The following is a 26,306-nucleotide window of genomic DNA, read 5'->3' on the forward strand; positions in this document are numbered from 1 at the left end:
CAATAGAACGGTAAGCGCTTAAAAAATATATCTTTGTGATTCATAATATGGAAAAGAAAGTTAGAGTAAGATTTGCGCCCAGTCCGACAGGGGGCCTTCATTTAGGCGGTGTACGCACGGCTTTATTTAATTATTTATTCGCCAAAAAACACAAGGGTACATTTGTATTACGTGTGGAGGATACGGATCAGACCCGTTTTGTAGCTGGAGCAGAGGAATATATTGCTTCATGCCTGGCGTGGTGTGGCATTCATCCTGATGAAAGTCCGCAGGTTGGTGGTGAATTTGCACCTTACCGTCAGAGTGAGCGTAAACCAACCTACAAGCAGTATGCTGATCAGTTGATTGCTGATGGTTTTGCTTATTATGCTTTTGATACTCCTGAAGAGTTAGATGCCAAACGTAAAGAGATTCCTAATTTCTTATACGGGCTGTCTTCCAGAATGAGTATGAGAAATTCGTTAACCCTTTCTGAAGAGGAGGTTGATATTCTTTTGAAAAATAATACACCACATGTTGTCCGCATCAAAATGCCGGCAGATGAGCAGGTGTCTTTTATAGATATGATTCGTGGACTGGTTACTTTTGAAACCAATCTTGTTGACGATAAAGTGCTTTTAAAAGCAGATGGAATGCCTACTTATCATCTGGCGGTTGTAGCTGATGATAAAGCGATGGAAATAAGCCATATTTTTAGAGGGGAAGAATGGTTGCCTTCAGCGCCAGTTCATATTTTATTATGGAAATATCTGGGCTGGGAAGATGAAATGCCAAACTGGGCACATTTACCACTGATCTTAAAACCAGATGGAAACGGTAAGTTAAGTAAACGTGATGGTGACCGTTTAGGTTTCCCTGTTTATGCACAGAACTGGACAGATCCTAAAACCGGAGATGTGACCAAAGGTTTCAAAGAACTTGGTTTTATGCCTGAAGCTTTTGTAAACTTACTGGCGATGCTGGGCTGGAATGATGGAACTGACCAGGAGCTTTTCACTATGGCTGAGCTGATTGAGAAGTTTTCTGTAGAAAGAATCAGTAAGGCAGGAGCTAAATTTGACTTTGAAAAGGCTAAATGGTATAACCACGAATGGATTAAACAGACGGATGCTGCCGATTTGCTGGATATCGTTAAAGAGGAGTTTGCTGCTAAAGAAATCACATTATCGGATGATAATTTTGCTCTGAAGGTGATTGGACTGATCAAAGACAGGTGTAATTTGTTAACTGATTTTGTTGCACAAAGTGAATATTTCTTTAATGCACCTGCTTCGTATGATCTGCCTGCTGTAAAAAGTAAATGGTCAGCTGAAAAAGCGGCTTTCTTTACGGCGTATATTCCTATGCTTGAAGATGGCTTAACTGCTTTAGCGCTGGAAGACAAGTTCAAAGCCTTAGCTGTAGAACATAATCTTAAACCAGGAGAATTAATGCTGCCATTCCGGATTATGCTGGTAGGCGGAAAATTTGGCCCTGGTGTTTTTGATATTGCAGTAACTTTAGGTGCTGAAAGTACTGAGAGCCGGATTTTAGCGGCACTAGCAGCTTTTGCATAAGCTAAGGATTTATTAAAATTCAGGACAACAATTGACCTTAATATTTGTTATAACTGATTAACGCAAAAATATATGAAATGGTTCGGTAAGGGTAGTGATAATATAGAAGACGCAAGAGGCTCCTCTGGAGGAAAAACGTTGTTAGGTGGTGGTATTGGCCTGATTGTCGTGCTTGTCGGAATGTTTTTTGGTACTGACCTTACCGGCCTTGTTTCCCAACTACCTTTAGGTGAAACTCAGCAGGTTGAAGTTAAAAAAGGATTAAATACTGATCCTGAACTGAAATTTGTAAGTGGTGTACTGGAATCTACAGAACAGGTCTGGGATGAAGAGTTTAGTAAAATGGGCAAAACTTATGAGCATCCTAAACTCCAGGTATTTACAGGCAGTGTAGAGTCTGCCTGTGGTCGCGCAGACGCTGCGGTAGGCCCCTTTTATTGCCCCGGCGATCATAAAGTATACATTGACCTTAGTTTTTATACGGAATTAAAGGATCGCTTTGGTGCAGCAGGAGATTTCGCACAGGCTTACGTGGTCGCACATGAAGTAGGCCATCACGTACAAAACTTATTAGGCATATCGGAGAAATTGGAACGCGCACGTGGTTCCTTATCCAAAACAGAATACAATAAACTTTCTGTCAAGTTGGAATTACAGGCCGACTTTTTTGCTGGTTTGTGGGCCAATCATGCACAAAATCTTAAGGATTTTGAATTAGATCCCGGAGATCTGGAGGAGGCACTTACTGCTGCAAATGCAATTGGTGATGATAAACTACAACGACAATCCAGCGGACAGGTTGTTCCTGATGCTTTTACGCACGGAACTTCAGCACAAAGAATGTACTGGTTCAAAAAAGGATTTGATACCGGAGATATAAACCAGGGAGATACCTTTACTAGTAATCAGCTTTAAAATTATTATTTATTCATCATAATGATCCTAATTGTAGACGATACACCAGAGAATCTGATCTCGCTAAAAAAAGTTCTCGAAAGACACAATTTTGAAGTCGATACAGCTTCTTCCGGAGAAGAAGCTTTGAAAAAAGTGCTTAAAACGGCTTACGTATTAATCATATTAGATGTTCAGATGCCCGGGATGGATGGTTTTGAAGTTGCAGAAGCCATTGCAGGATACAGTAAGGCCAAAGAAACAGCAATCATCTTTTTATCTGCCGCAAATACTGAACTCAGCTTTATCACTAAAGGCTATTCTTCAGGAGGGTTGGATTATATTACTAAACCTGTAGATATCAATATCCTGCTTTTAAAAGTAAAAACATTTTACAGGATCTATGAACAAAGCAGGAAACTCATAGAAATTCAGAAAACGCTGCTCGAAGAAATAGAATTCAGAAAAAGAGCAGAAAGAAAAAAAGATGAATTTATCAGTATTGCCAGCCATGAGTTAAAAACGCCTTTGACCAGTGTGAAGGGATATGTCCAGTTATTGGAAAGAAGTGTCGATAAAGGGGATATTCCAACGGTAAAAAAGCATTTAAAGAAAGCGCAGTTGCAACTGGATAAGCTGAGCGATCTGATTGCTGATTTACTTGATATTTCTAAAATTGAAAGTGGGAAACTGAAGTTTAATAAACAATACTTCAATCTGAATACTCTTTTAGATAACATTCTGGAAGTGATCCACCAGTCTAATCCTGAATTTACCATTATAAAAAATGGACACGTTCCTACTGAAATCTTTGCAGATGAAATGCGGATTGAACAGGTGGTGGTAAACTTTCTAACGAATGCCATCAAATATGCTCCCGGAACAACCGAAGTTCATATAAACGTGGCAGTAGAAGATGACCGGGTAACGGTAGCGGTGAGGGATTTTGGAATAGGGATTGAGCCGGAGCAGCAAAAGAATGTCTTTGATAAATTTTATCGGGTAGAGGAAACATCTATCCATTTCCAGGGTTTAGGAATTGGTTTATATATTTCTGCCGAAATTATAGGAAGACACGGTGGCACAGTAGGTGTAAATAGTATTTTAGGAGAGGGATCTGAATTTTACTTCAATATCCCTTTAATTTCAACAACAGAGACAGCTTAAAAATATTTCTTTTTATGGTTAGGAAAACATTAAAAAATAACCTGCGTTTTGGACTGGGGTTATCTTTATTATTGCTTTTTATCAGTTCGTTTGCTTCTTATGTAAGTATTACTAATCTGATTAAAAATTCAGATCTGGTTTCTCATAGTAATGCGGTAATCAGGCATACAGATGGAGTGTTATCTGTTTTAAAAGATGCAGAAACCGGGCAACGGGGGTTTTTGCTGACAGGAGATGAAGTTTTTCTTGAACCTTATAACGGAGCTAAAGCTGAAGCAATCCTTTTATTGGATACTTTGCAGCGTCAAACTACAGATAACTCTGCACAGCAAGTTAATATTAACAAGCTGAGAGAAATTATTGAAGGGCGCTTAAGTATTCTTGAAAAAACTATAACTATCAAAAGAAAAGGCGGGTCTGTGAGCATCGGAGACTTGCTTACCGGTAAAGCTTATATGGACAAAGCAAGGGTTGTCATTAAAACCATGCAGACTGAAGAACAAAGCTTGCTGAACGCGCGGACTGCAAGCCAGAATAAGCTGGCAGGCTTTACTCCAGTGTTAATTATCATTGCGGCACTGCTGGCTATTTTAATCACTATCTTCTTTTACCGCAGGGTTTCAACAGATTTCGATGCCAGAATTCAACTGCAACAGAAACTAGAAGAAACCAACAAAGAAGTTGATCGCCGGATTCACGTTATTCAGGATATAGCCGCTCAGATTTCCAGTGGAAATTACCAGATCAGACTGGATGAAGCAGCAGAAGATAGCCTGGGCCGTTTGGCATTATCACTGAATTCAATGGCCGAATCTTTACAATACTCTTTCTCTTTACTGGCTGACAAAGAATGGTTACAATCTGGTATTGCGAACCTGAATGATAAGATGGTTGGTGAGAAAAATGTAGAAACGCTGGCTAATGATATTTTAGAAAACATTATTCAGCACACAAGCGCACATGTAGCCGCTTTTTATCTTTTAGAAAATGACCGTGAACTGCATATGGCAGGAAGTTATGCGTTATTAGCAGATCAGCGGAAACAAACACTGAAAGAAGGAGAGGGACTGGTTGGCCAGGTGCTGAAATCCGGCAAACAGATTTTGCTGAACGATATTCCTGATGGAGAATTGACCATTAGTTATGCCGCTGGAAATACTAAACCTAAAAATATAGTTGCAGTACCTGTAATCAGGGATAATGTAATTGTTGGTGTGATGGAGTTTGGTTCACTGAATACATTTAGTCAATTGCAGCTCGACTTTTTCAATAACATTGCGACTAATATAGGAGTAGCCGTTCATGTAGCTCAGAACCGGAAGAAATTGCAAGAATTCCTGGAAGAAACGCAAGCACAGGCAGAAGAATTACAAGCACAGCATAGTGAGCTGGAAGGCTTAAATGCAGAATTAGAAGCGCAGACTCAAAAGATACAAACTTCTGAAGAAGAACTTCGGGTGCAACAAGAAGAGCTTTTACAAAGCAATCAGGAGCTCGAAGAAAGAACAACCTTGCTGGAAGAGAAAAATCAGATGATCCATGAGCATAATGTGGAGATTCAGCGGAAATCTGAGCAGTTGGAACAAAGCACGAAATATAAGTCAGAATTCCTGGCGAATATGTCTCATGAGCTAAGAACACCGTTAAATTCGATCTTGCTGCTTTCTAAGTTAATGTCTGATAACGAAGAACTGGATCCGGAATATATAGAATATGCTGAGGTTATTCAGAGTTCGGGACAAGGATTATTAGGCTTGATTGATGAGATTCTTGACCTTTCTAAAATCGAAGCAGGGAAAATGAAGCTGGAACTGGCGGATATCAGTTTGAATGAGGTGTCGTCAGATATGCGCTCTTTATTCAATCCGATAGCGAAAAACAAACAGCTGGAATTTAATATCGAGCAGCAGAGTGAGCTATCAACGCTTCATACCGATAAAATGCGTCTGGAGCAGATTTTAAAGAACCTGCTGTCCAATGCAATCAAGTTTACAGCTAAGGGAAGTGTAACCCTGAATATTCATAGCGATCAGGCAAATAATGCAATGATCTTCAAAGTAACAGATACAGGTATTGGTATTCCTGTTGCTAAACAGGGGTTAGTCTTCGAAGCTTTTCAGCAGGCAGATGGTTCAACCAGAAGGAAGTTTGGTGGAACAGGACTTGGACTTTCCATCAGCAGAGAGCTGGCTAAGTTATTAGGCGGAGAAATAGAAGTGACGAGTGTAGAAAATACAGGGAGTACATTCACGCTTACTTTACCTATAGATGGTATTGCAGCCGAACTCGAAGAAGAAATCCATGCAACCTATGATTACAGTGATGTTGAAGTTATTGAGACAGAAGGAACAGCACTGCCAGAGCGTTATACAGTAGATCATATTCCGCAGGAAATTGATGATGACCGTGCAACTATAGTCAAAGGAGATAAAGTGATCCTGATTATTGAGGATGATACTTCTTTTGCGAAGGCACTATTAACCTTTACACGCAAGAGAAATTACAAAGGAATAGTCGCTGTAAGAGGTGATATTGGGATTGAACTGGCGAACCACTTTAAACCTTTAGCAATCCTGCTGGATATACAGCTTCCGGTAAAGGATGGCTGGCAGGTGATGGAAGAACTGAAAGCGAATCCAGCAACAAGACCTATCCCTGTACATATTATGTCCTCGCTGGAAGTGAAAAAGGAAAGCTTGTTAAAGGGCGCTGTTGACTTTATCAATAAACCAGTAGCCCTGGAACATATGCAGCAGATTTTCCAAAAGCTGGAACATGCTTTAAGCCGTCATCCTAAAAAGGTACTGATTGTGGAAGAAAATGAGCAGCATGCAAAAGCATTAAGCTACTTTTTAAGTAATCATGCGATACAAACTGAGGTCGTAAATAACGTAGCGCAGGGTGTTGACGCATTGCAGCGCAAAGAAGTGGATTGTGTGATACTGGATATGGGTATCCCTGATAAAAATGCTTACCTGACTCTGGAAACGATTAAAAAGAGTGAAGGATTAGAGAATCTTCCAATCATTATTTTTACGGGTAAAAACCTTTCTCAGGGAGAGGAACGCAGAATTAAGCAATACGCGGATTCTATTGTTGTAAAAACGGCACATTCTTATCAGCGTATTCTGGATGAAGCAGGACTTTTTCTGCATTTGGTAGAAGAAAAATCAGTAGAAAGCAAAGCAAAAAAAGCGACTGAAACTTTGGGCAGCTTATATGAAGTGTTGCATAATAAGACCGTATTAATCGCTGATGACGATGTCAGGAACATTTTTTCTCTGACTAAAGCATTGGAACAACATAAGATGAAAGTATTGGCTGCTACTGATGGAAAAGAAGCACTACAGTTACTTAAGGAGAATCCGTCGATAGATCTTGTGCTCATGGATATGATGATGCCGGAGATGGACGGATATGAAAGCACCAAAGAAATCAGGAAAATAAGTGCGTTTAAACATTTACCTATTTTAGCTGTTACTGCGAAAGCAATGATGGGAGATAGAGAAAAATGTATCGCTGCGGGTGCATCCGACTATATTTCCAAGCCAGTCGATGTGGATCAGCTGATTTCGTTATTGCGCGTATGGCTTTATGATAAAAATTAAAAAAACCACCATGTTTTAAGGTATGGAAAAAAAGAGAAAAGTATTAATAATAGATGACGATAACAGGAATATCTTTGCTTTAAAGGCTGTGTTGAAATCTAAAGGTTATCAGTGCGTTTCGGCAATTGGTGGGGAAGAAGGGTTACAGTTGCTGGAAGAACAAAAAGATATTGCAGTAGTATTAATGGATATGATGATGCCTGGAATGGATGGTTATGAAGCCATGGCGATCATGAGTAAAGATCCTGAATTAAAAGAAATACCTGTTATTGCTGTTACGGCGCAGGCGATGCTTGGAGATAAAGAGCGCTGCCTGAATGCAGGTGCGGTTGGTTATGTCTCAAAACCTATTAATGTAGACAGCTTAACCGATTTATTAGTTAAATATATTTAGATGAGCCAGGAATTATCTGTAATTACTGACGAGCAGGTCGAAATTCTGCTGGCAGATTTGCTGGAGCATTACGGATATGATTTTACAGGTTATTCCAAAGCATCTATTAAAAGGAGAATACTGAGATTGTATTCTCTGGATAAGCAGGTAAGTTTTGCAGAATTCCGGTATACTATAAATAATGATACCACTTATTTTAAAAGGTTTGTAGAGCAGATTACGGTTAATGTGACCGAGATGTTCAGGGATCCGGGTTTTTTTAAGACACTGAGAGATGTAGTGCTGCCTAAACTGGGAACTTATCCTTTTATAAGAATTTGGCTTGCTGGTTGTTCAACTGGGGAGGAGGCCTATTCAATTTCAATTATCCTGAAGGAACTAAACCTCTTACACAAATCTCTGATTTACGCGACAGATCTAAATCCCGTTGTTTTAGAAAAGGCTGCGCAGGGTATGTTTGCGATGAGCCAGATGAAACAATATTCGGAGAATTATATTTTATCGGGTGGTGCAAAAGATTTTTCGAGTTACTATACGGCAAACTATTCTCTGGCAAAATTCAGTGATGATTTAAAAAGCAGGCTAATTTTTTCTACACATAATCTGGTTTCTGATCATTCTTTTAATGAATTTCAACTAATTTTGTGTCGTAATGTCCTGATTTACTTTGACCGGGATTTACAACATAAAGTTTTAAACCTTTTTGATGAAAGCCTGGAAGGTCTTGGTTATCTTGCTTTAGGAAGTAAGGAAACGCTGGATTTTTCCCCGCTCTCCAAAAATTATAAGCGGGTTCCCGCAGAAAAAATCTGGAGGAAAGTAAGCTAATGAAAGACTGTGAGGCATTAATTATAGGAGGCTCTGCCGGAAGTCTGGACGTACTGTTAAAAGTACTGCCAGGACTCAGCCCTGCGCTCAGTTTTCCTATTATCATTGTAGTTCACAGAAAACATGGGGCAGATTCGCTGCTGCCGGAATTACTTTCAGGACGAACCAGCCTGATTGTAAAAGAAATTGACGAAAAAGAGCCTATTCTGGCGGGCACAATTTACATTGCACCTTCAGATTATCATACATTAATAGAAAAAGACAAGAGTTTTTCACTCGATTATTCAGAAAAAATAAATTATTCCCGTCCGGCAATAGACGCAACATTTCAAACAGCTGCCGAAGTTTACAAAACTAAATTAGTGTGTTTATTGCTCTCAGGATCCAATTCTGATGGGGTAAATGGATTAATCAGCGTAAAAGCATGGGGTGGAATTACTGCAATTCAGGACCCGGCCACAGCCCAGGTTTCTTATATGCCACAGCAAGCTGCCATCCATGCTAAAATAGATTACACTTTACGCATTGAAGATATGACAGAATTCATAAATTTGTTGTCCTAATCTATACTGTTAAATGGCCGAGCAAAAAAAAGTATTCATTTTTGATGATAATACCGACATACTTGAATTATGTACCTTTATTCTTGAAGACGCTGGTTATGAAATTAAAACCTCTTCTACCTCGAATAATATCATAGAACAGGTTATGGCCTATATTCCGGATATTATTTTTATGGATAACTGGTTACCTGACGTCGGTGGTATTGATGCCACCAGAGCGCTAAAAAGTGATGAAAAACTGAAGAATATCCCTGTTATCTATTTTTCTGCCAATAATGATGTAATGTCTCTGGCAGATGAAGCTGGTGCAGATGGTTATTTGTCCAAACCTTTCGATATCCAGGAATTGGAAAATATCATTTTGAAACACCTTCCTTCTTAAACTTCTTTAAAAGAAAAGGCCGTCATACTCTTATGAATATGACGGCCTTTTTTATGCGGGCTTGCTTAGTTTACACCCAATACATCAACTCCCTGTTCGAATATGATATCAACCGGGATTCCTTTTTTGCTTAACTTGTCTAAGTCTGCTTTTAGTTCAGGACTGATTACCGCATAGGTTTTCTGTACTTTCTCTACCGCAGCCTTATCTCCATTACCTTGCAGGGTAAGGATGACATTGCTCAGGTCATTCATTGCAGTCTGGAATTTCGTGAAATCTACTTTATAAGTTCCGTTTGCTGTTCTTACAAATGCGCCCTTCTCTTTGAAGAAGTTGAAACACTGCATGTTTGCTTTACCGTGTGCACTTGAAGCCCCAAATCTTACTGAACGAAGTAAGCCAGCCATAAAAGTGGTATAGTAGGTTTTAATATCACCAGTTAACTCCCCTTTTTTCAACAGGCCGGTAACCATGTAAAGACCTAATATGTCTGCTTTGCCTTCTTCCAGCCATCCGGATTGTTCTTTAAGCGCTTCTTTTACAAAACCTTTACCAGTAACAGTGTTTTTGATACCCAGGCCATGTGCTACTTCATGGAACATTACATTGGCAAAGAATGCATCAAAATTAATGTATTGCTGTTGATCTTTATCGATCAGTTCAGCTGCAATCGGAACCAGGATCTTATCGAACTTAGCCTTCATTGCATTTTTCAATTGTGATCTGCGTGTGCCTTTTTTCTGCTGAATTACCTCATCATTCGGTAAATTAACCGCGATGGTTTTAGAGCCTGAGTTACAGTCACCAGCATAATAAACAACATCATAAGCGTTTAATTCTGAATCTGTACCTGGTTTCTCTTTTTTGTATTTTTCAGCAACTGGCAGTCCTTTTTGTAATTCAGGCAGCATACTTACATATTTTGCCAGGCGCTTGCTCCACACTTTATCTTTTACTAAAACATAAGCTTCGTAAGAGGTACGTGCATTGAACATTTTGTCTTCGTAATTCTCAATAGGGCCGATAATGATATCCAGAATATTGGTCTTCATATCTAACCAGGCATAATCACTTACAGTAAAATTATCATTCATCAATGCATCTGCTCTAAGGTTCAGATATTTTTTAAATCCTGCATCCTCAGTCATTAATGCCGCTTGTTTTAATAAGCTCGAAGCTCTTTGAAGTTCTGAAGCATAGATAACATGGTAAGGAACGCTGATCAGTTTTCCTGTTGAATCTTTTTGAATCACCGAATAGGCATTGAATTTATCTTTTAAGGTAGATTTTTCCAGTTCTGCTTTAGTCATCCCGGCAGGATAGAAGGAAGCGCCTTCTGGTTTAGCCCCGATGCCTGCAATAAATGGTTTATCACCATTTAACCTGTCCCATGGGCCATAATTTATTTTAATAAATTCTTTAGTTTTTTCATCTTTCAGTCCTGCCAGCAGGCTGTCACGCTGCGGATACGCTTGTTTCCAGAACAATTCATCCATAATCTGGGCAGCCTGGATAAGCAGAGGAAGTATTTTTCGCTCATTTGCACTCAGTACATTCAGATTAGTCGTTAGTTTAACCGTTTCATAAATATCCAGTCTGTTGTGTACATATTCCTGTAAACTGTCTTTGACTGCACCTGGTTTCTCTGTTGTTGTCGTTGTAGCTGTTTTGGTTCCCGATGTGTTAGTACAGGATCCTATGCCTGCAATAATCGAGCATCCTGCTAAAAATAAGGCTGCTTTGGTAGTTTTGTTCATGGTAATTTTTTATAACGCAACTAAATTAGGAAAAATAATAAGCCGGGCATAAACATTAGTGTATTCTAACGCATTTATGTAAATATTAGTAATTTCACCGTTTATAATTACCTATGATGAGACAAATCCCTATAAGTAAAAACATTTTACTGTTAAGCATCCCTTTGCTTTTCCTTGCGGCCTGTTCAACGAACAAATATGCAGCAACGAATAAGATCTATAAGACCCAGGCTAAAGGGTTCGGTGATATCCTGACAGCGATGCCACCGGTGAATCAGAATATTGAGACGCTTCCGGCTGATCAGCAGTCTTTTGTAGGCTCTGTGAATTTTGGTATCCGTAAACCTAATTTTATTATTATCCATCATACAGCGATGACCTCTACAGAGGGAACAATCAGAGCATTTACCAAGAAGGAAACGCAAACCAGTGCGCATTACATTGTTGGAAGAGACGGAAAAGTAGTACAAATGGTGAATGATTACCTGCGTGCAAACCATGCTGGTGTGGCGAAATGGGGTAATGAATATGATTTGAATTCTTGTTCTTTAGGGATTGAACTGGATAACAATGGAAATGAACCTTATTCTGAGGCGCAAATGAATAGCCTGATTGCGCTATTAACCTCGCTGAAGAAAAAATATAATATACCAGCTTCAAATATTATCGGACATTCAGATATCGCGCCTAAACGTAAGATTGATCCTAATAAATTTCCATGGAAACAGCTTGCTGACAGAGGTTTTGGTTTATGGTATGATGATGTATTGCAAATTCCTCCTGTTGAATTTGATCCGGCTATCGCTCTGCGTATTATTGGTTATGATGTAAGTAACCTGCCGGCGGCCATCGTTGCTTTTAAACGTCATTTTGTACAGGTAGACATCACACCGGTATTAACTGATGGTGATAAAATGATCTTATATAATCTTTATCAGAAGTATTAACGGTCTTTTTAGACACAAAAAACCCCTGGACCTGGTAAAGGACAGGGGTTTTTTAATGAATTTATTTCTTTGCTTTCGCCCAGGCGTCTTTCAAACCAACAGTTTGATTGAAAACCAGGTGATCTGCTGTTGAATCTTTATCGAGGCAATAATAGCCTTTACGGATAAACTGGTATCTTGATTCCAGATCAGCACCAGCCAGATAAGGCTCTATATAAGCTTCTTTGATAACTTTTACGCTGTCAGGGTGCAGGTAGTCTTTGAAATCGCCTTCTTCGCTATCAGGAGATTCTACCGAGAATAAACGGTCATAAACTCTGATTTCAGCAGTTTTAGCGTGTTTCGTACTTACCCAGTGAATAGTCCCTTTTACATGGATTTCGCTGGTATCCTCGCCGCTTTTAGACTCAGGGATATAAGTACAGTGGATTTCAGTAACGTTTCCGTCTGCATCTTTTTTGAAATCTTCACATTTCACAATATAAGCGTTTTTCAACCTTACCATTGTACCAGGAGCCAGTCTGAACCATTTTTTAGCAGGTTCTTCCATGAAATCTTCTCTTTCGATCCAAAGTTCATTGCTGAAAGGGATTTCTCTCAGGCCGCCTTTATCTTCAGCCTCAGGGTTGTTCTCCCCAATCAGAATTTCTTCTTTACCTTCAGGATAGTTTGTAATCACTAATTTAATAGGATCAAGAACTGCCATTACACGGTTCGCTGTTTTATTTAAATGCTCACGGACACAGAATTCCAACAGGCTCAGTTCAATCAGGTTTTCTCTTTTCGCGATTCCGATTCTTTCACAGAATTCACGGATACTTTCTGGTGTATAACCTCTTCTTCTAAGTCCGCTGATCGTAGGCATGCGTGGGTCATCCCATCCGGTTACTACACCATCATTCACTAATTGTAACAGTTTACGTTTACTCATTACTGTATAAGTAAGGTTTAAACGTGCAAACTCGTACTGGTGTGAAGGGAAGATGCCCAGTTTTGCAATAAACCAATCATATAACTCACGGTGAGAAACATATTCAAGTGTACAGATCGAATGCGTAATTTCCTCAATACTGTCACTCTGACCATGGGCAAAATCGTACATTGGATAGATACACCATTTGTTGCCTGTACGGTGATGTTCTGCATGTTTGATACGGTAAATAATCGGATCACGCATCAGCATGTTAGGGCTTGACATATCAATTTTTGCACGCAGGATACAAGCTCCGTCTTCCAGTTCACCAGCTTTCATGCTGCTGAACAAGGCCAGGTTTTCTTCTACACTACGGCTGCGGTATGGACTGTCAGTACCTGATTCTGTTGGCGTACCTTTTAAGCCTGCAATTTCTTCAGCAGTACCATGATCTACATAAGCAAGACCATTTTCTATTAACTTAACGGCAAAATCATATAAAGTATCAAAATAATCTGAAGTATATAATTCATGTTTCCATTCAAAACCTAACCATTTGATGTCTTCCTGCTGACTGTCTACGTACTCGGTTTTTTCGGTCACAGGATTTGTATCATCAAATCTCAGGTTGGTATAACCACCATATTTCTGGGTTAATCCAAAATTCAGGCAGATAGCCTTAGCATGACCGATATGTAAATATCCATTAGGTTCAGGTGGAAAACGTGTAACTAAAGTTTTGTACTTTCCACTATTTAAATCGTTTTCAATGATCTCTTCAATAAAGTTCAATGATCTTTCCTCACTCATAAAAACTGTAAATTTATATTCAAAGTTAATATAAAAGAGCTAATTTACTTACATTTACGATGGATTATCGGTATAATTTATGAGCAAAACATTAAATAGGCCAATTCGGATTTTAGTGGCCAAAGTTGGCCTTGATGGTCATGACCGCGGAGCGAAAGTGATCGCAACATCCTTACGTGATGCCGGTATGGAAGTGATTTATACCGGTTTACGGCAAACCCCAGAAATGGTGGTCAACACTGCATTGCAGGAAGATGTGGACGCGATCGGAGTTTCTATTTTATCAGGTGCACACATGACAGTTTTTCCTAAAATTGTGGAGTTCATGAAACAAAAGAAGCTGACTAATGTATTATTAACTGGTGGTGGGATCATTCCCGAATCAGATATGGAAAAACTCAAAGAGATTGGAGTGGGAGAATTATTTGCACCGGGAACAACCATGGTGACTATCGTCGATTATATCCGTGACTGGGCTAACGAAAACAGAAACTTTTAAAATATGAGCTATCAGAATATACTATCAGAGGTTAAAGCGAATATACTTTACGTTACGATTAACCGTGAATCGAAATTGAATGCCCTGAATAAGGAAACACTGGCTGAACTGGCAGATGTAATTGCTTTTGCTTCCAGAACAGAAGAAGTGAGAGGTGTACTTTTGACTGGTGCTGGTGAGAAAGCATTTGTTGCTGGAGCTGACATTTCAGAATTCTCAGCTTATAATACTGAGCAGGGAGAAGCTTTAGCCAGAAGTGGACAAGTCAATGTTTTTGATGCGATAGAAAATAGTAAAAAGCCTTTTGTGGCTGCAATTAATGGATTCGCTTTGGGCGGAGGATTAGAGCTGGCAATGGCTTGTCATATCCGTGTAGCTGCTGATACTGCAAAAATGGGCTTGCCTGAAGTTACTTTAGGCTTGATTCCTGGTTATGGCGGAACACAAAGATTAACCAGATTGGTTGGAAAAGGAAGAGCTACAGAAATGATTACCACAGCAGATATGATTACTGCGGAAAGGGCAGAGAAAATAGGGTTGGTCAATCATGTAGTGCCTCTTGCAGAATTGATTGGCAAGGCCGAAGAAATCCTTAACAAAATTAAACAACGTGCACCTCTTGCTGTTGCAGCAGCAATAAATGCTGTGAATGCTGCTGTAAATGAGCGTGTAAACGGTTTTGAGGTTGAAATTGAGGAGTTTGGTAAATGTTTTGGTACACAAGACTTTAAAGAAGGTGTAGGGGCCTTTCTGGAAAAAAGGCGCGCAGATTTCAAAGGACGCTAACTAACTCGCTTTAAATGGTTTAAATTTTGCGGAAAAGCCGGTTGGAGCGTTTTCGGGGATAAGTATGCGATTAAGGGGAATATAAATATATAAGTGTAGAAAATATTTCCCATATAAAATATTTCTTTATATTTATCATCGAATAAGTTTAGAATTTGTTGCCAGATATGAAAAGGATACTAATAGTAGATGATGAAATTAATATAGGTTTATTACTGTCAAAATTCTTAACCAGAAATGGGTTTAGTGTGAATACTGCGACTAGTGGCGTTTCTGCACAAGACTATCTGAGTAAGGATCAGTATGACCTTGTTTTATGTGATTACAGGCTGGAGGACACCGACGGAAAGGAAATGCTCATTAAAATTAAAGAGAATTATCCACAGACGGGTGTGATTATTATTACTGGCTATTCGGATATCAAACTTGCTGTTGAACTGATTAAATTAGGGGCTTACGACTATATTACCAAGCCTTTATATCCGGATGAAATCTTAAATACTATAAATAAAGCTATTGATACACAAATAGCATTAAATGATACTACTGCCGAAGGTGTTAGATCTGAGGTACAAAAAGCCAAGACTTCAAAGCCTGTTTATAACCAGGTAGAAAATTTTGTGGCCGGCCAGAGTCAGGCTTCAAAAGAGTTGTTAAAGCAAATTCAATTGGTAGCACCAACGTCATACAGTGTAATCCTGACTGGCGAAAGTGGCACTGGAAAAGAATCTGTAGCGAAAGCTATTCACTTGAACAGTCCAAGAAGGGATAACCCTTTTGTGGCTATGGATTGTGGTTCTTTAACAAAGGAACTTGCAGGGAGTGAGTTTTTTGGACACGAAAAAGGATCTTTTACGGGTGCATTAAATACAAAAATCGGTCATTTCGAGATGGCAAATGGCGGAACGCTTTTTCTGGATGAAGTAGGAAACTTATCTTATGATTTACAGGCTGCTTTACTGAGAACGGTTCAGGAAAGAAAAATTAAGCGTATTGGTAGCACAAAAGAGATTGATCTTGATGTCCGTATTATTGTGGCAACGAATGAAAATCTGGCTACAGCGATCCAGAGAGGACGTTTCAGAGAGGATTTATACCACCGTTTTAATGAATTCGCAATTAACCTTCCGCCATTGAGCATGAGGGGAAAAGATATTATGATCTTTGCAAAGACTTTTCTTGATTTCGCAAATGAGGAGCTGGGCAGAAATGTACTGGGCTTTTCTAAGGATGTGGAAGAGTGTTTCCTGAGCTATAACTGGCCGGGAAATGTAAGGGAGCTAAAGAATGTGGTCCGAAGAGCAACATTACTGACAGAATCTGATGAAATCCAGCTTAAAGCACTTCCGCTGGAAATTTCTACTGACGCAAAAGTAACTGCCATTGAAAATACGATTCACAGGAACCATGAGAAGTCCAGGGACTTGAAGAATGCAGCTTCAGAGGCTGAATATGAAGCCATATTGAAAGTGCTTCGTGAGGTGAACTTTAACAAGACTAAGGCTGCAAAGATCCTGAATATAGACAGGAAGACCCTTTACAATAAAATGAAGGCTATTAACCTGGATACCTAAGTCCACTCCATTCTTCGTATTAACTTAGTAAAGGACGGTGTTGTACATTGTTTCCTCCGGTTTATCTTTTATCTCCGGTTTGAAAGATTTCTATTCTGTTAAATTCTCAGAAAGATTAAAACAATTCCCGTGGCTAAAGAGTTATAACAAATAATACCACCTTATTATCAATTACATCGCTACAAAATCAATTATTAAACATAAAAATTAAAGTCATGAACGATAACTCAAAAGTATTAATTGGATTATTAACAGGTTTGGCTGCTGGTGCAGCATTAGGGTTGCTGTTTGCGCCTGAAAAAGGTAGTGAAACTCGTGACCGTTTGAATCAGTCATTGAAAGACCTTGGTGATGCAATAAAAGAGAGAGCGGCAGATGAGATTGATCATTTGACGGGCTTAAAAGATAAAGTAGTAAGCTCTGTTAAGAGTAAACTGCATGAAGCTGAAGAAGAATTTGTTGATGATGCGGAACACGCTTAAACAATATTCTTATTAATGAGTTATTATAAGTAGTTCTGCATATTTATGATCAGAACAAGCTAAAGTTTAATTACCAATGGAGGAGAAGAAAGAAAAGAATATTGAGGAGTTGTTCTCGGAGGCTAAGACCTACGTGGATACCCGGATAGAATACGCACGGCTGGTGTTAATTAAAAGGTCTGCCAAAGTATTTGCTGACTTAATTACCAATGCTATTGTGGGTGTTTGCTTTGTGCTGGCCTTTATTTTAGGGACGGTTACGCTTGCGCTCTTCTTATCTACACTTTTTGCCAGTTATACCGCTGGTTTTGGTTGTGTTGCGCTGCTTTATCTGCTTTTAGCAATTATAGTGTATGTGACTAAAGAGAAATTCATTGAGAAGGCTATTGTCAACTTCACGATCAGGAAATATTTTAAAAAACTACAGGAGGACGAAGAAGATGAGCAAAAAGTATGAAATTAATAACCTGCAAGATCTGAACGTCAGAATGATTAGTCTTAAGGTTGATTATAAGATGCAGGAGGAAATGATTAAGGATGATGTTAAGGTTTATCTTAAACAGTTTACTTTGGGTAGCCTGATTAAGAAATATGCTACGCCATCTGCGTTTTTAAAGGTTGACGATAAGCTGAATATCAGCAGCAGACTGATGTCTATGGCATTGCCTATTTTAATGAATGGGACGCTGTTTAAGGGGTCAGGTTTTATTACAAGGGCATTGGTAGGATTAGCGACGAGTAAGGTTGGTAAAACGCTGGATGCGGAACATATTTCTGCGATATTTAATACGGTGAAGGGCTTGTTCACAGGGAAAAAGAAAAAGGAAAAAAGACCGGGGTTTGTGGATTATGGGATTCCGCCTGACAGTGAGTCCTTTTAAATAAAGTTATCGTACGGCTAAAAAAAATAAGGCTGTATGGTTTGCGAACTACGCCCATCTGAAGGGATGGTCAATGTTCGTAAACCATACAGCCTTATTTTTTTTAGAGGCCTGATTTTTATGTAATGCGGTTTTGACAGGTTGGGGGGGAAAGCAGGATGGCAATGCATGGAGGAGAAATAGAAGAAGAAATAAAATGGCGAAGCGTTGAGGGAAAGAAGGGAAGAGAATATTTTGGCGAAGTATGGAGGAGAAATAAGAGATGGGGGAATAGTTTTATTTTGGTATTATTGTGTATAGACATATACTCTTATGAGAAAGCTAAAATATTTTATCGTGTTGTTCGCTTTGTTGCCGTTTGTTTCTTTTGCGCAGAAGGATGAGGGCACTTTAACTAAGATTGGGGACGCTGTTCCTGTTTTTAATTTTGAGATCCAAAAAGGAAAATCGGTATCTATTAGCGATTATAAGGGGAAGCTAATTCTGATTAATCTTTTTGCAACCTGGTGTCCTCCTTGTAATGAGGAGCTTCCGGAGGTTCAGAAAAGGATCTGGGAAAAGTATAAGGACAATGCGGGGTTCGCTTTTTTTGTTTTTGGACGGGAAGAGGGCTGGGACAAATTGATCCCTTTTAAAGCGAAAAAGGGTTTTACATTCCCTATTCTGCCGGATACTGATAGGGGAATATTCAAAAAGTTTGCTTTGCAGTCTATTCCGAGGAATATACTGGTTGATGAGCGTGGAAAGATTATTTATCAGTCTATCGGGTATGAACCTAAAGAGTTTGCTGCGTTGGTTGAGTTGATTGATACGCATCTTAAGAAGGCAGAAACGAAATAAGAGTTATTGGTGGAGTAAGGTCTCTTTAAGGATCTTTAGGGCTTGTAATTGATAGCTGAAGGTTTTTGAAAGGTCGTTTAAGTCCCATGCGGTGTTTTGCAGCATGATAATGCTGGTTTTTGTTTGTGGGAAATAATAATCCATGGAAACAAAACCGGGAATATAGCCTGTCTGGCCTATTTGAAGCAGATTATCGGTATTCGTAATCGTAGGGCCATAGCCGTAGTCTGTTTTTCCAAGAAATACATGTTGTCTGGTTGCATAAGGTGTGATCATCAGCTTATAGGTTGCTGCGGAAAGAAGCTTTCCTGAATGTACAGCGCTGTTCCAGAGGACTAAATCCCTGGCTGTTGAGATAAAGGTCGCTGCTGGGGTAAATTCTTCCAGAGGGGATTTTTCAAGGTGTAGTTTACCGTCTTCTTTTTCAACATAACCGTTGACAAGTTTTTGGTGTTTTTTTAGTTTGGGATCAAAGGTGTTTTTCATCCCGCAAAGAATAAATAATTCATTTGATAGTTCTGGAAAAGTCTTTCCAGAGGTTTTAGCTACAATTTTTCCTAGTAACTGATAGCCAATTGTGGAATAGTTAAATTTTGAGCCTGCGGGGTAGGCCAGTGGCTTGTCCAGTGTGGTAATTCCATGCGTGTGGGTAAGTAATTGGTGGATAGTCACGGTGTCTGCCCATGACATGGTTAATTCAGGCAGGTATTTCTTGATAGGATCCTTAAGGTTCAGGTTATGTTTGTCGAGTTCTCTTAAGACCAGTACGGCAGTGATTTGTTTGCTGACAGATCCGATAACAAACTGGTTGTTTTCATTAAAAGGAGTTTTTTTTCCGGGTACAGAAGATCCATGCTGGCGTTCGTAGGCTATTTTTCTATCCGTGGCGATAATAATTGTGCCGTTGAATGGTTTGTTATTTTTGACGTTTAGTAGTGAATCGAGGCGTGGAAAGGCTCTTTCCAGGGATTGTGCTTGTCCGAAAAGGGAAATAGTCTGAAGGGTTAGGGCCAACAGAAAGAAGTAATTCAGTTTTGGAAAAGACATAAAGTAATAAGATTTGGAAAGAAATTGATTTAAGATAAAGGTAATATTATATAACTTAGAGGGATGAGGAAAGTTGTGGTTCATTGTGCTTTATTTCTGGTGTTTAGCCTGAGTGCGGCTGCGCAAGATGTTAAAATCAATGCGGATTCACTTTTACTTCAAATGACCAGCGCAATTGAGCAGGGACATTATCCTAAGATTCATAGTGTTTCGGTTTTTAAAGGGGATAGGGCGGTTTATGAGCGCTATTTCAATGGTTTTAATCAGAATTCTTTGCATGATTCCCGCTCATCTTTTAAGTCGGTTACAAGTTTGCTGGTTGGGATAGCGATTGATCGTGGACTGATTAAAGGTGTTAATCAAAGGGTTTATGAGTTTTTTCCGCAGTATCCGGCTTTTGGAAAGGATAAGCTCAAAAGAGAAATGACCCTTAAGGACCTGCTTGAAATGAAGTCGGGGTTTGATTGTGAGGAGTTTAACGATACTAAGGATTGCGAGGAGGAAATGAGTTTGAGTAAGGATTGGGTAAAGTTTTCTCTGGAGCTGCCGATGAAATATAAGCCGGGTGAACTTTGGTCTTATACTTCCGTTGATCCCATGATTTTAAGTGGCGTAATCAGCAAAGCCTCAGGGATGACTATTATGGCATTTGCAGAACAGTATTTATTTAAGCCAATGGGTATTATTGATTATAAATGGACGGTTGATCCTGCCGGACATGGAATGACTGGCGGGTCGTTTTATATTCGTCCTGCGGATATGGTTAAATTAGGGCAACTGGTAAAGGGTAATGGGATTTGGAAGGGAAAACAGCTTATTTCTAAACACTGGATCAGCCAGTCTACGGTTTGTGATATTCCTATTCCTGATTTTTCCAATGCGAAATCCAGCAGAAGTCAGCTGCTTATCCCTCAGCCCACTTTTTATGGGTTTTACTGGTATCGTGAGGTGCTGAAAACAAAGGATATACAGCAGGATTTACTTTTCGCCTCGGGGAATGGGGGACAGTTCATCTTTATACTCAAAGATCTAGACTTAACGGTGGTGTTTACGCAGGGGAATTATCAGTCTTTTAAGGGCAAGCAGGCTTTTGAGATCCTGGCTAAATATATTGTGCCGGGCTTTTCTGGTAAATAATAAAGCACGAAAGCCCTCCAGTTTGCACTGAAAGGCTTTTGTGCTTGAAAAGCAGGAACAGATCCTGAACGTTTCCTTATAAATTGGTCTTTATTTTTAACTCTTTCAATTGCTTTTCATCGATGGTCGAAGGGCTATCAATCATCACGTCTCTTCCTGAATTGTTTTTTGGGAAGGCTATGACGTCACGGATACTGTCTAAGCCCGCGAAGATTGAACAAAGTCTGTCGAAACCGAAAGCAATACCACCGTGTGGAGGGGCTCCGAATTCAAAAGCATCCATCAGGAAGCCGAATTGTTTTTGTGCTTCTTCAGCAGTAAAGCCTAAATGCTTGAACATTAAAGCCTGTAAAGTACGGTCATGGATACGAATAGAGCCACCGCCGATTTCAGTACCGTTAACAACCATGTCATAAGCATTTGCCCTTACTTCGCCCGGATTGGTATCCAGCATTGCGATGTCTTCTGGTTTAGGGGACGTAAAAGGGTGGTGCATTGCATGGTAACGTTCAGATTCTTCATCCCATTCTAAAAGAGGGAAATCAAGTACCCATAATGCACTGAATACGTTTTTATCACGTAAACCTAGTCTGGAACCGATTTCAAGACGTAATTCACTTAATTGTTTACGTACTTTATCTTTAGTGCCCGCCATTAACAGCATCAGGTCGCCAGGTTTAGTCTGAAGCGCCTCAGCCCATCCTTTCAGGTCTTCTTCGCTATAGAATTTATCAACCGATGATTTGATTGAACCATCTTCACCGTGTCTAGCGTAAATCAAGCCGGTAGCACCAATCTGCGGACGTTTAATGAAGTCAGTAAGCTCATCCAGCTGTTTACGTGTATAATGCGCACAACCTGTTGCATTGATCCCAATTACTAATTCTGCATTATCGAATACCGGGAAGTTTTTACCTTTAACTACTTCGTTTAATTCAACAAAGCGCATTTCGAAACGTGTATCAGGTTTATCAGAACCATACCAGCGCATAGCATCCGAATATTGCATTCTTGGAACCTCTGGTAATTCGAAGTTTTTAACCTCTTTAAATAAGGTACGGATCAGTCCTTCGAAAGTGTTCAGGATATCTTCCTGCTCAATAAAGGACATCTCACAGTCAATCTGGGTGAATTCAGGTTGTCTGTCTGCACGTAAATCTTCATCTCTGAAACATTTTACAATCTGGAAGTATCTGTCGAAACCAGAAACCATCAATAGTTGCTTAAAGGTTTGAGGAGATTGTGGCAAAGCATAGAATTCACCAGCATTCATCCGGCTTGGTACAACAAAGTCCCTTGCGCCTTCAGGTGTTGATTTAATCAATACAGGAGTTTCCACCTCGATAAAATCTAAAGCATCCAGATATTTTCTTACAGACTGAGCCATTCTATGACGCAGTACCATATTATTTCTTACCGGATTCCTTCTCAGATCCAGGTAACGATATTTCATACGTAAATCATCGCCGCCATCGGTTTCATCATCAATTAAGAATGGTGGAATCTTCGAAGCATTCAGGATTTCAAGATCAGTGATTTTTATTTCCACTTCTCCCGTTGGCATTTTAAGGTTTTTATTGGAACGCTCAACAACAAGTCCACTGGCCTTGATCACAAATTCGCGACCTAAACTGCGGGCTTTTTCACAGAGCTGAGTGTTATCATCCATATTAAAAACCAATTGGGTAATACCGTAACGATCACGGATATCAATAAAAGTCATTCCTCCCAAGTCTCTGGATTTCTGTACCCAACCGCACAGAATTACGCTTTCGCCTAGATTCTCAATCGTCAGCGCTCCGCAAGTTGTTGTTCTTAACATTTTTTCATCGGATTAAGCCGCAAAAATATTCATTTTGAGCCATATATTACAAAGGGTTATTGATTTAACGAAGTATATTCAAAAGTTTTTTCATTAAGGTGCAACGTTTGTGAAATCATGATGTCATTTATAACGAATACGAAGAACATTGGAAGCAGTATACATAGACAAAAATATAGACCTGGTTAACGCTTGCCGGAAAGGTAGCCGGGCCGCACAATTTGAATTGTACAAATTGTATGAGAGAGCTATGTACAGCGCTGCGCTGCGGATAGTAAATCATGAAGCTGAGGCTGAAGATGTTGTACAGGAAGCATTTTTGGATGCCTTTTTGAGGATTGGCGATTTCAGGGGGGATACTACTTTTGGCCTCTGGCTAAAACAGATCATCGTGAATAAATCGATTAACTGTCTGCGCAAAAGAAGAGTGGAGTTCACGAACCTCGATGGGGTGGAGATTGCGGCAGAGGAATCAGCAGATCAGGAAGATTTGCAGTGGAGAGTAGAAGAGGTGAAAGCAGCAGTAAAAGGACTGGCTGATGGGTATAGAGTGGTACTTACGCTGTATTTATTTGAGGGGTACGATCATGAGGAAATTTCCCATATCCTGAAAATATCGGAAGTTACTTCCCGGTCACAATTAATGAGAGCAAAAACCAAATTGAGAAATATATTAGAAAAGAGAGGAGCAAGAGATGAGTACTAAATTAGAAGATTTTATCAGAGACAATAAGAGGGAGTTCGATACCGACAGGCCTTCAGCTGGCCTCTGGGATAAAATTGAAGCGGAACTGGATAAACAAGAAAAACAGAAAAAAAAACTTAAACGGTCTTTTAATCTTCAGCTATGGGCTGGAATTGCTGCATCACTGCTTGTGGTGCTGGGGATCACCTTCTTGTATGTGATTCCCGGGAAAAGAGGAAAGATCAGTGTGGAGGATGTAAATCCGGTATATGCACAGAAGCAAGTGAAGTTTGTAAGCATAATTGAGCAGAAACAGGATAGTTTACAGGCTTTTGCAAAAACAAACCCTGAACTCTACCGTAAGTTTAAAGCAGATTTTGAGGTGCTGAATAAAACTTATGAGGGATTAAACAAAGAAATGGCCGGGAGCCCGAATCAGCAAATGGTGGTTAAGGCAATGGTCAGGAACCTGGAAATTCAGATTCAGTTGCTGAATCAGCAATTGTCAATTATTAATGAAGTTAGTCAATATAAAAAGGAGAATAGTATATGAAAAATCTGATCCTTGCAGGCGCTCTGCTATGTTCATTTAGTATGGCCAGTGCACAGAGCGAAACAGACACTAAAGTTAGCAGTGAGCCTGTTTATGTAGCAAATTCGGGTAGTTCGTCTGCTTCCGGCCGCTCGTCGCATGCTGGTCACGGAGTTCAGGAAAATTCGCAAAATGGGGATGATCCGATGCGCTCTAAAAACTTCAGCAAGAGCTTTTCTATAAGTCCGTCTGATAAAATAAATCTTCATAATCAGTATGGAGCAATGGTAATTAAGATCTGGGACAAAAGGGAAGTGAAAATTGATGTTTCAATCAAAGCATTTAGTAATGAGGATAGAGAGGCTCAAAGATTAATCGATCAGGTTAATATTTCGGCCGAAAAGGACGGCGATCAGGTAACTTGTAAAACCAATATAGGCAGCGGAAGCAGATGGACGGGACGTGGCCGCAGGAGGGAAGTAAAGGTGAACTATGTCGTTTATATGCCAGCCACAAACTCTCTGACTTTAACACAGGAATTTGGTAATGTCAATATGGATGATTTTGCGGGCCCGCTTTATGCGAAAGTGCAGTATGGAGATTTTATCGCCGGAAAACTATCCAGCGCAAATAATTATGTTTCTGTTCAGTATGGCAAAACTACGATTACTGATATTAATAAAGCTGTTGTTAAACAGCAATATGGATCAGGCCTGACTATCGGAGCTGCTGGAACACTGGATCTGAATGCCCAATATGTAACGGTTCGTATCAATACGATCAGAGGGGATGCGATCATCAAGCAGCAATACGGTTCCGGAATCAGTATTACCAATGTTAATAATCTTGATCTTGATATTCAATACGCTAATGTGAGAGTTGATAATATCAAAGGGAATGCAATCATCAGACAGCAATACAATAGTATTAAAATAGGAACTGTAGGAAAACTTGATCTCAAATCACAGTACGCTAATGTAGAAATTGGCGCTTTAAGAGGTGATGGCTTTTTTAAGATGAGCTATAATAATTTTGATATCGCTGAAGTAGGGACAGGATGCAGGAATTTAACGATTGATGCCGATTATGTAGATACAAAATTAAAATTCGCTGAGGGCTTTAATAGTGATTTCAACGTACAAACAAGTTATAGCGGATTTAAATCCGGAGACCGGGTGACTGTACGTCAGTCGGGGTCACAGGACGATGATAATTCGAAAAACTATACCGGCAAAATCGGGAGTGGCGGAAGAAGCGCAGTCCGTATAAAATCAGACTATGGGTCAGTTACTTTCAGGTAAAAAAATAAACTAATTGTTGTGAAGCTTGTTGATTAATTCAACAAGCTTTTTTTTTAGCTTTACAGCAAAACCTTTAATTTATGGAATTCTTTAGTACACCCGAAGCCTGGATCTCATTGTTAACCCTGACAATTTTAGAAATCGTACTTGGGATTGATAATATTGTGTTTATCTCCATCCTTTCAGGGAAACTGCCTGCACATCAGCAAAAAAAAGGCAGACAACTGGGATTAGGGCTTGCTATGATTACCCGTGTATTATTGCTTTTATCATTAAGCTGGGTGATGAGCCTGACAGCCACTTTATTTAACGTTGGAGAATGGATCAGCCTGGACAATAAAGAATGGTTGGAGAAACTCGCTATTTCAGGACGCGACCTGATTCTGATTGTGGGAGGGATGTTCTTAATCTATAAAAGTACGCATGAAATTCACCTGAAGTTAGAAGGCGAAGAGGAGGAAGAAGGAAAAGTTAAAGTCCATTCTTTTGCTGGCGTAATTGCTCAGATCCTTGTGTTGGATATTGTTTTCTCTTTAGATTCTGTAATTACAGCAATCGGGATGGCAGACCATGTTGAAATCATGATTGCTGCGGTAATTATAGCGGTAATTATTATGATGGTGTCTGCTAATGCAATCAGTGACTTTGTGAATAATCACCCTACAGTGAAAATGCTTGCACTTTCTTTTCTGTTATTAATCGGTGTTTCTTTATTGGCAGAAGGACTTGATCAGCATATTCCTAAAGGATATATCTATTTTGCCATGGCATTCTCTGTACTGGTGGAGATGCTGAACCTGAGAATGAAGAAGAAATCTACCAAACCTGTGGAGCTTAGAAATACTGCAAAAGAAGAAAAATAAAGTATTTTTGCGACCCGTTAACTAAGCTAAAAATTACA

Annotated in this window: 25 protein-coding genes; 21 read left to right on the plus strand and 4 right to left on the minus strand. The window is 39.6% G+C overall.

The window, feature by feature from the left end; translation table 11 throughout:
- The first annotated feature begins 47 nt into the window (after positions 1-47).
- From gltX to HDE70_RS24130, 8 genes are all read left to right on the plus strand, one after another.
- Positions 48-1,556: a glutamate--tRNA ligase gene (gene gltX / locus HDE70_RS24095; protein ID WP_183892065.1), complete on the plus strand. Its 1,509-nt coding sequence runs from the start codon at positions 48-50 to the stop codon at positions 1,554-1,556.
- A 72-nt stretch (positions 1,557-1,628) separates the two neighbouring features.
- The gene (locus HDE70_RS24100) at positions 1,629-2,471 is read left to right on the plus strand and encodes a neutral zinc metallopeptidase (RefSeq protein WP_183892066.1); all 843 of its coding nucleotides are present in this window, start codon (positions 1,629-1,631) and stop codon (positions 2,469-2,471) included.
- Between the two features lie 21 nt (positions 2,472-2,492).
- The gene (locus HDE70_RS24105) at positions 2,493-3,617 is read left to right on the plus strand and encodes a hybrid sensor histidine kinase/response regulator (RefSeq protein WP_183869208.1); all 1,125 of its coding nucleotides are present in this window, start codon (positions 2,493-2,495) and stop codon (positions 3,615-3,617) included.
- A 14-nt stretch (positions 3,618-3,631) separates the two neighbouring features.
- Positions 3,632-7,225: a response regulator gene (locus HDE70_RS24110; protein WP_183892067.1), complete on the plus strand. Its 3,594-nt coding sequence runs from the start codon at positions 3,632-3,634 to the stop codon at positions 7,223-7,225.
- Between the two features lie 22 nt (positions 7,226-7,247).
- Positions 7,248-7,619: a two-component system response regulator gene (locus HDE70_RS24115; RefSeq protein ID WP_183869206.1), complete on the plus strand. Its 372-nt coding sequence runs from the start codon at positions 7,248-7,250 to the stop codon at positions 7,617-7,619.
- Positions 7,620-8,447, plus strand: a complete 828-nt coding sequence (locus tag HDE70_RS24120) for a CheR family methyltransferase (RefSeq protein ID WP_111632830.1) — start codon at positions 7,620-7,622, stop codon at positions 8,445-8,447.
- Entirely contained in the window at positions 8,447-9,010 is a 564-nt protein-coding gene (locus HDE70_RS24125; protein WP_183892068.1) for a chemotaxis protein CheB, read from the plus strand. Before HDE70_RS24120 ends, HDE70_RS24125 begins: the two co-directional genes overlap by 1 nt.
- A 13-nt stretch (positions 9,011-9,023) precedes the next feature.
- Positions 9,024-9,392, plus strand: a complete 369-nt coding sequence (locus HDE70_RS24130) for a response regulator (protein WP_183869204.1) — start codon at positions 9,024-9,026, stop codon at positions 9,390-9,392.
- Between the two features lie 65 nt (positions 9,393-9,457).
- Here HDE70_RS24130 and HDE70_RS24135 read toward each other — a convergent pair whose 3' ends face one another.
- Entirely contained in the window at positions 9,458-11,149 is a 1,692-nt protein-coding gene (locus HDE70_RS24135) for a dipeptidyl-peptidase 3 family protein (protein WP_183892069.1), read from the minus strand.
- A gap of 116 nt (positions 11,150-11,265) precedes the next feature.
- Between HDE70_RS24135 and HDE70_RS24140 the strand changes: the two genes are divergently transcribed.
- On the plus strand, positions 11,266-12,096 hold the full coding sequence (locus tag HDE70_RS24140; RefSeq protein ID WP_183869382.1) for an N-acetylmuramoyl-L-alanine amidase: 831 nt from the start codon (positions 11,266-11,268) through the stop codon (positions 12,094-12,096).
- A gap of 61 nt (positions 12,097-12,157) precedes the next feature.
- Here HDE70_RS24140 and HDE70_RS24145 read toward each other — a convergent pair whose 3' ends face one another.
- The gene (locus HDE70_RS24145) at positions 12,158-13,819 is read right to left on the minus strand and encodes a glutamine--tRNA ligase/YqeY domain fusion protein (RefSeq protein WP_183892070.1); all 1,662 of its coding nucleotides are present in this window, start codon (positions 13,817-13,819) and stop codon (positions 12,158-12,160) included.
- 79 nt (positions 13,820-13,898) lie between these two features.
- Between HDE70_RS24145 and HDE70_RS24150 the strand changes: the two genes are divergently transcribed.
- The 7 genes from HDE70_RS24150 (at position 13,899) to HDE70_RS24180 (ending at position 18,881) form a co-directional block, all read left to right on the plus strand.
- The gene (locus HDE70_RS24150) at positions 13,899-14,318 is read left to right on the plus strand and encodes a cobalamin B12-binding domain-containing protein (protein ID WP_068404829.1); all 420 of its coding nucleotides are present in this window, start codon (positions 13,899-13,901) and stop codon (positions 14,316-14,318) included.
- Between the two features lie 3 nt (positions 14,319-14,321).
- A complete protein-coding gene (locus tag HDE70_RS24155) occupies positions 14,322-15,104 on the plus strand; it encodes an enoyl-CoA hydratase/isomerase family protein (RefSeq protein ID WP_183892071.1) in 783 nt (260 codons plus the stop codon).
- 167 nt (positions 15,105-15,271) lie between these two features.
- The gene (locus HDE70_RS24160; protein WP_068404834.1) at positions 15,272-16,678 is read left to right on the plus strand and encodes a sigma-54-dependent transcriptional regulator; all 1,407 of its coding nucleotides are present in this window, start codon (positions 15,272-15,274) and stop codon (positions 16,676-16,678) included.
- Positions 16,679-16,893: 215 nt separating this feature from the next.
- Positions 16,894-17,160 (plus strand): YtxH domain-containing protein, encoded by a 267-nt coding sequence (locus HDE70_RS24165; protein WP_068404836.1) that lies wholly within the window; start codon positions 16,894-16,896, stop codon positions 17,158-17,160.
- A 76-nt stretch (positions 17,161-17,236) separates the two neighbouring features.
- Positions 17,237-17,617 (plus strand): phage holin family protein, encoded by a 381-nt coding sequence (locus HDE70_RS24170; protein ID WP_183869200.1) that lies wholly within the window; start codon positions 17,237-17,239, stop codon positions 17,615-17,617.
- The gene (locus HDE70_RS24175; protein WP_183869199.1) at positions 17,601-18,041 is read left to right on the plus strand and encodes a hypothetical protein; all 441 of its coding nucleotides are present in this window, start codon (positions 17,601-17,603) and stop codon (positions 18,039-18,041) included. Before HDE70_RS24170 ends, HDE70_RS24175 begins: the two co-directional genes overlap by 17 nt.
- A gap of 312 nt (positions 18,042-18,353) precedes the next feature.
- Entirely contained in the window at positions 18,354-18,881 is a 528-nt protein-coding gene (locus tag HDE70_RS24180) for a TlpA family protein disulfide reductase (protein ID WP_183869198.1), read from the plus strand.
- Between the two features lie 3 nt (positions 18,882-18,884).
- Here HDE70_RS24180 and HDE70_RS24185 read toward each other — a convergent pair whose 3' ends face one another.
- Positions 18,885-19,928 carry a serine hydrolase domain-containing protein gene (locus HDE70_RS24185; RefSeq protein ID WP_183892072.1) on the minus strand — a complete coding sequence of 348 codons (1,044 nt, stop codon included), beginning with the start codon at positions 19,926-19,928 and terminating at the stop codon, positions 18,885-18,887.
- 63 nt (positions 19,929-19,991) lie between these two features.
- Here HDE70_RS24185 and HDE70_RS24190 point away from each other — a divergent pair, with 63 nt between their 5' ends.
- A complete protein-coding gene (locus HDE70_RS24190) occupies positions 19,992-21,065 on the plus strand; it encodes a serine hydrolase domain-containing protein (protein WP_183892073.1) in 1,074 nt (357 codons plus the stop codon).
- Positions 21,066-21,141: 76 nt separating this feature from the next.
- Here HDE70_RS24190 and aspS read toward each other — a convergent pair whose 3' ends face one another.
- Positions 21,142-22,887: an aspartate--tRNA ligase gene (gene aspS / locus HDE70_RS24195; RefSeq protein WP_183892074.1), complete on the minus strand. Its 1,746-nt coding sequence runs from the start codon at positions 22,885-22,887 to the stop codon at positions 21,142-21,144.
- Between the two features lie 148 nt (positions 22,888-23,035).
- On the opposite strand from aspS, the gene HDE70_RS24200 reads away from it, so the two are divergent.
- The 4 genes from HDE70_RS24200 to HDE70_RS24215 all read left to right on the plus strand — a co-directional run bounded on the left by HDE70_RS24200 (position 23,036) and on the right by HDE70_RS24215 (position 26,268).
- Positions 23,036-23,593 (plus strand): RNA polymerase sigma factor, encoded by a 558-nt coding sequence (locus HDE70_RS24200; RefSeq protein ID WP_183869194.1) that lies wholly within the window; start codon positions 23,036-23,038, stop codon positions 23,591-23,593.
- The gene (locus HDE70_RS24205) at positions 23,583-24,125 is read left to right on the plus strand and encodes a hypothetical protein (protein ID WP_183892075.1); all 543 of its coding nucleotides are present in this window, start codon (positions 23,583-23,585) and stop codon (positions 24,123-24,125) included. Before HDE70_RS24200 ends, HDE70_RS24205 begins: the two co-directional genes overlap by 11 nt.
- Positions 24,122-25,405: a hypothetical protein gene (locus HDE70_RS24210; RefSeq protein ID WP_183869192.1), complete on the plus strand. Its 1,284-nt coding sequence runs from the start codon at positions 24,122-24,124 to the stop codon at positions 25,403-25,405. Before HDE70_RS24205 ends, HDE70_RS24210 begins: the two co-directional genes overlap by 4 nt.
- An 80-nt stretch (positions 25,406-25,485) precedes the next feature.
- Positions 25,486-26,268 (plus strand): TerC family protein, encoded by a 783-nt coding sequence (locus HDE70_RS24215; protein WP_183869191.1) that lies wholly within the window; start codon positions 25,486-25,488, stop codon positions 26,266-26,268.
- Positions 26,269-26,306: the final 38 nt, after the last annotated feature.

Source organism: Pedobacter cryoconitis, assembly GCF_014200595.1.
In the GTDB taxonomy this organism is placed as follows: domain Bacteria; phylum Bacteroidota; class Bacteroidia; order Sphingobacteriales; family Sphingobacteriaceae; genus Pedobacter; species Pedobacter cryoconitis_C.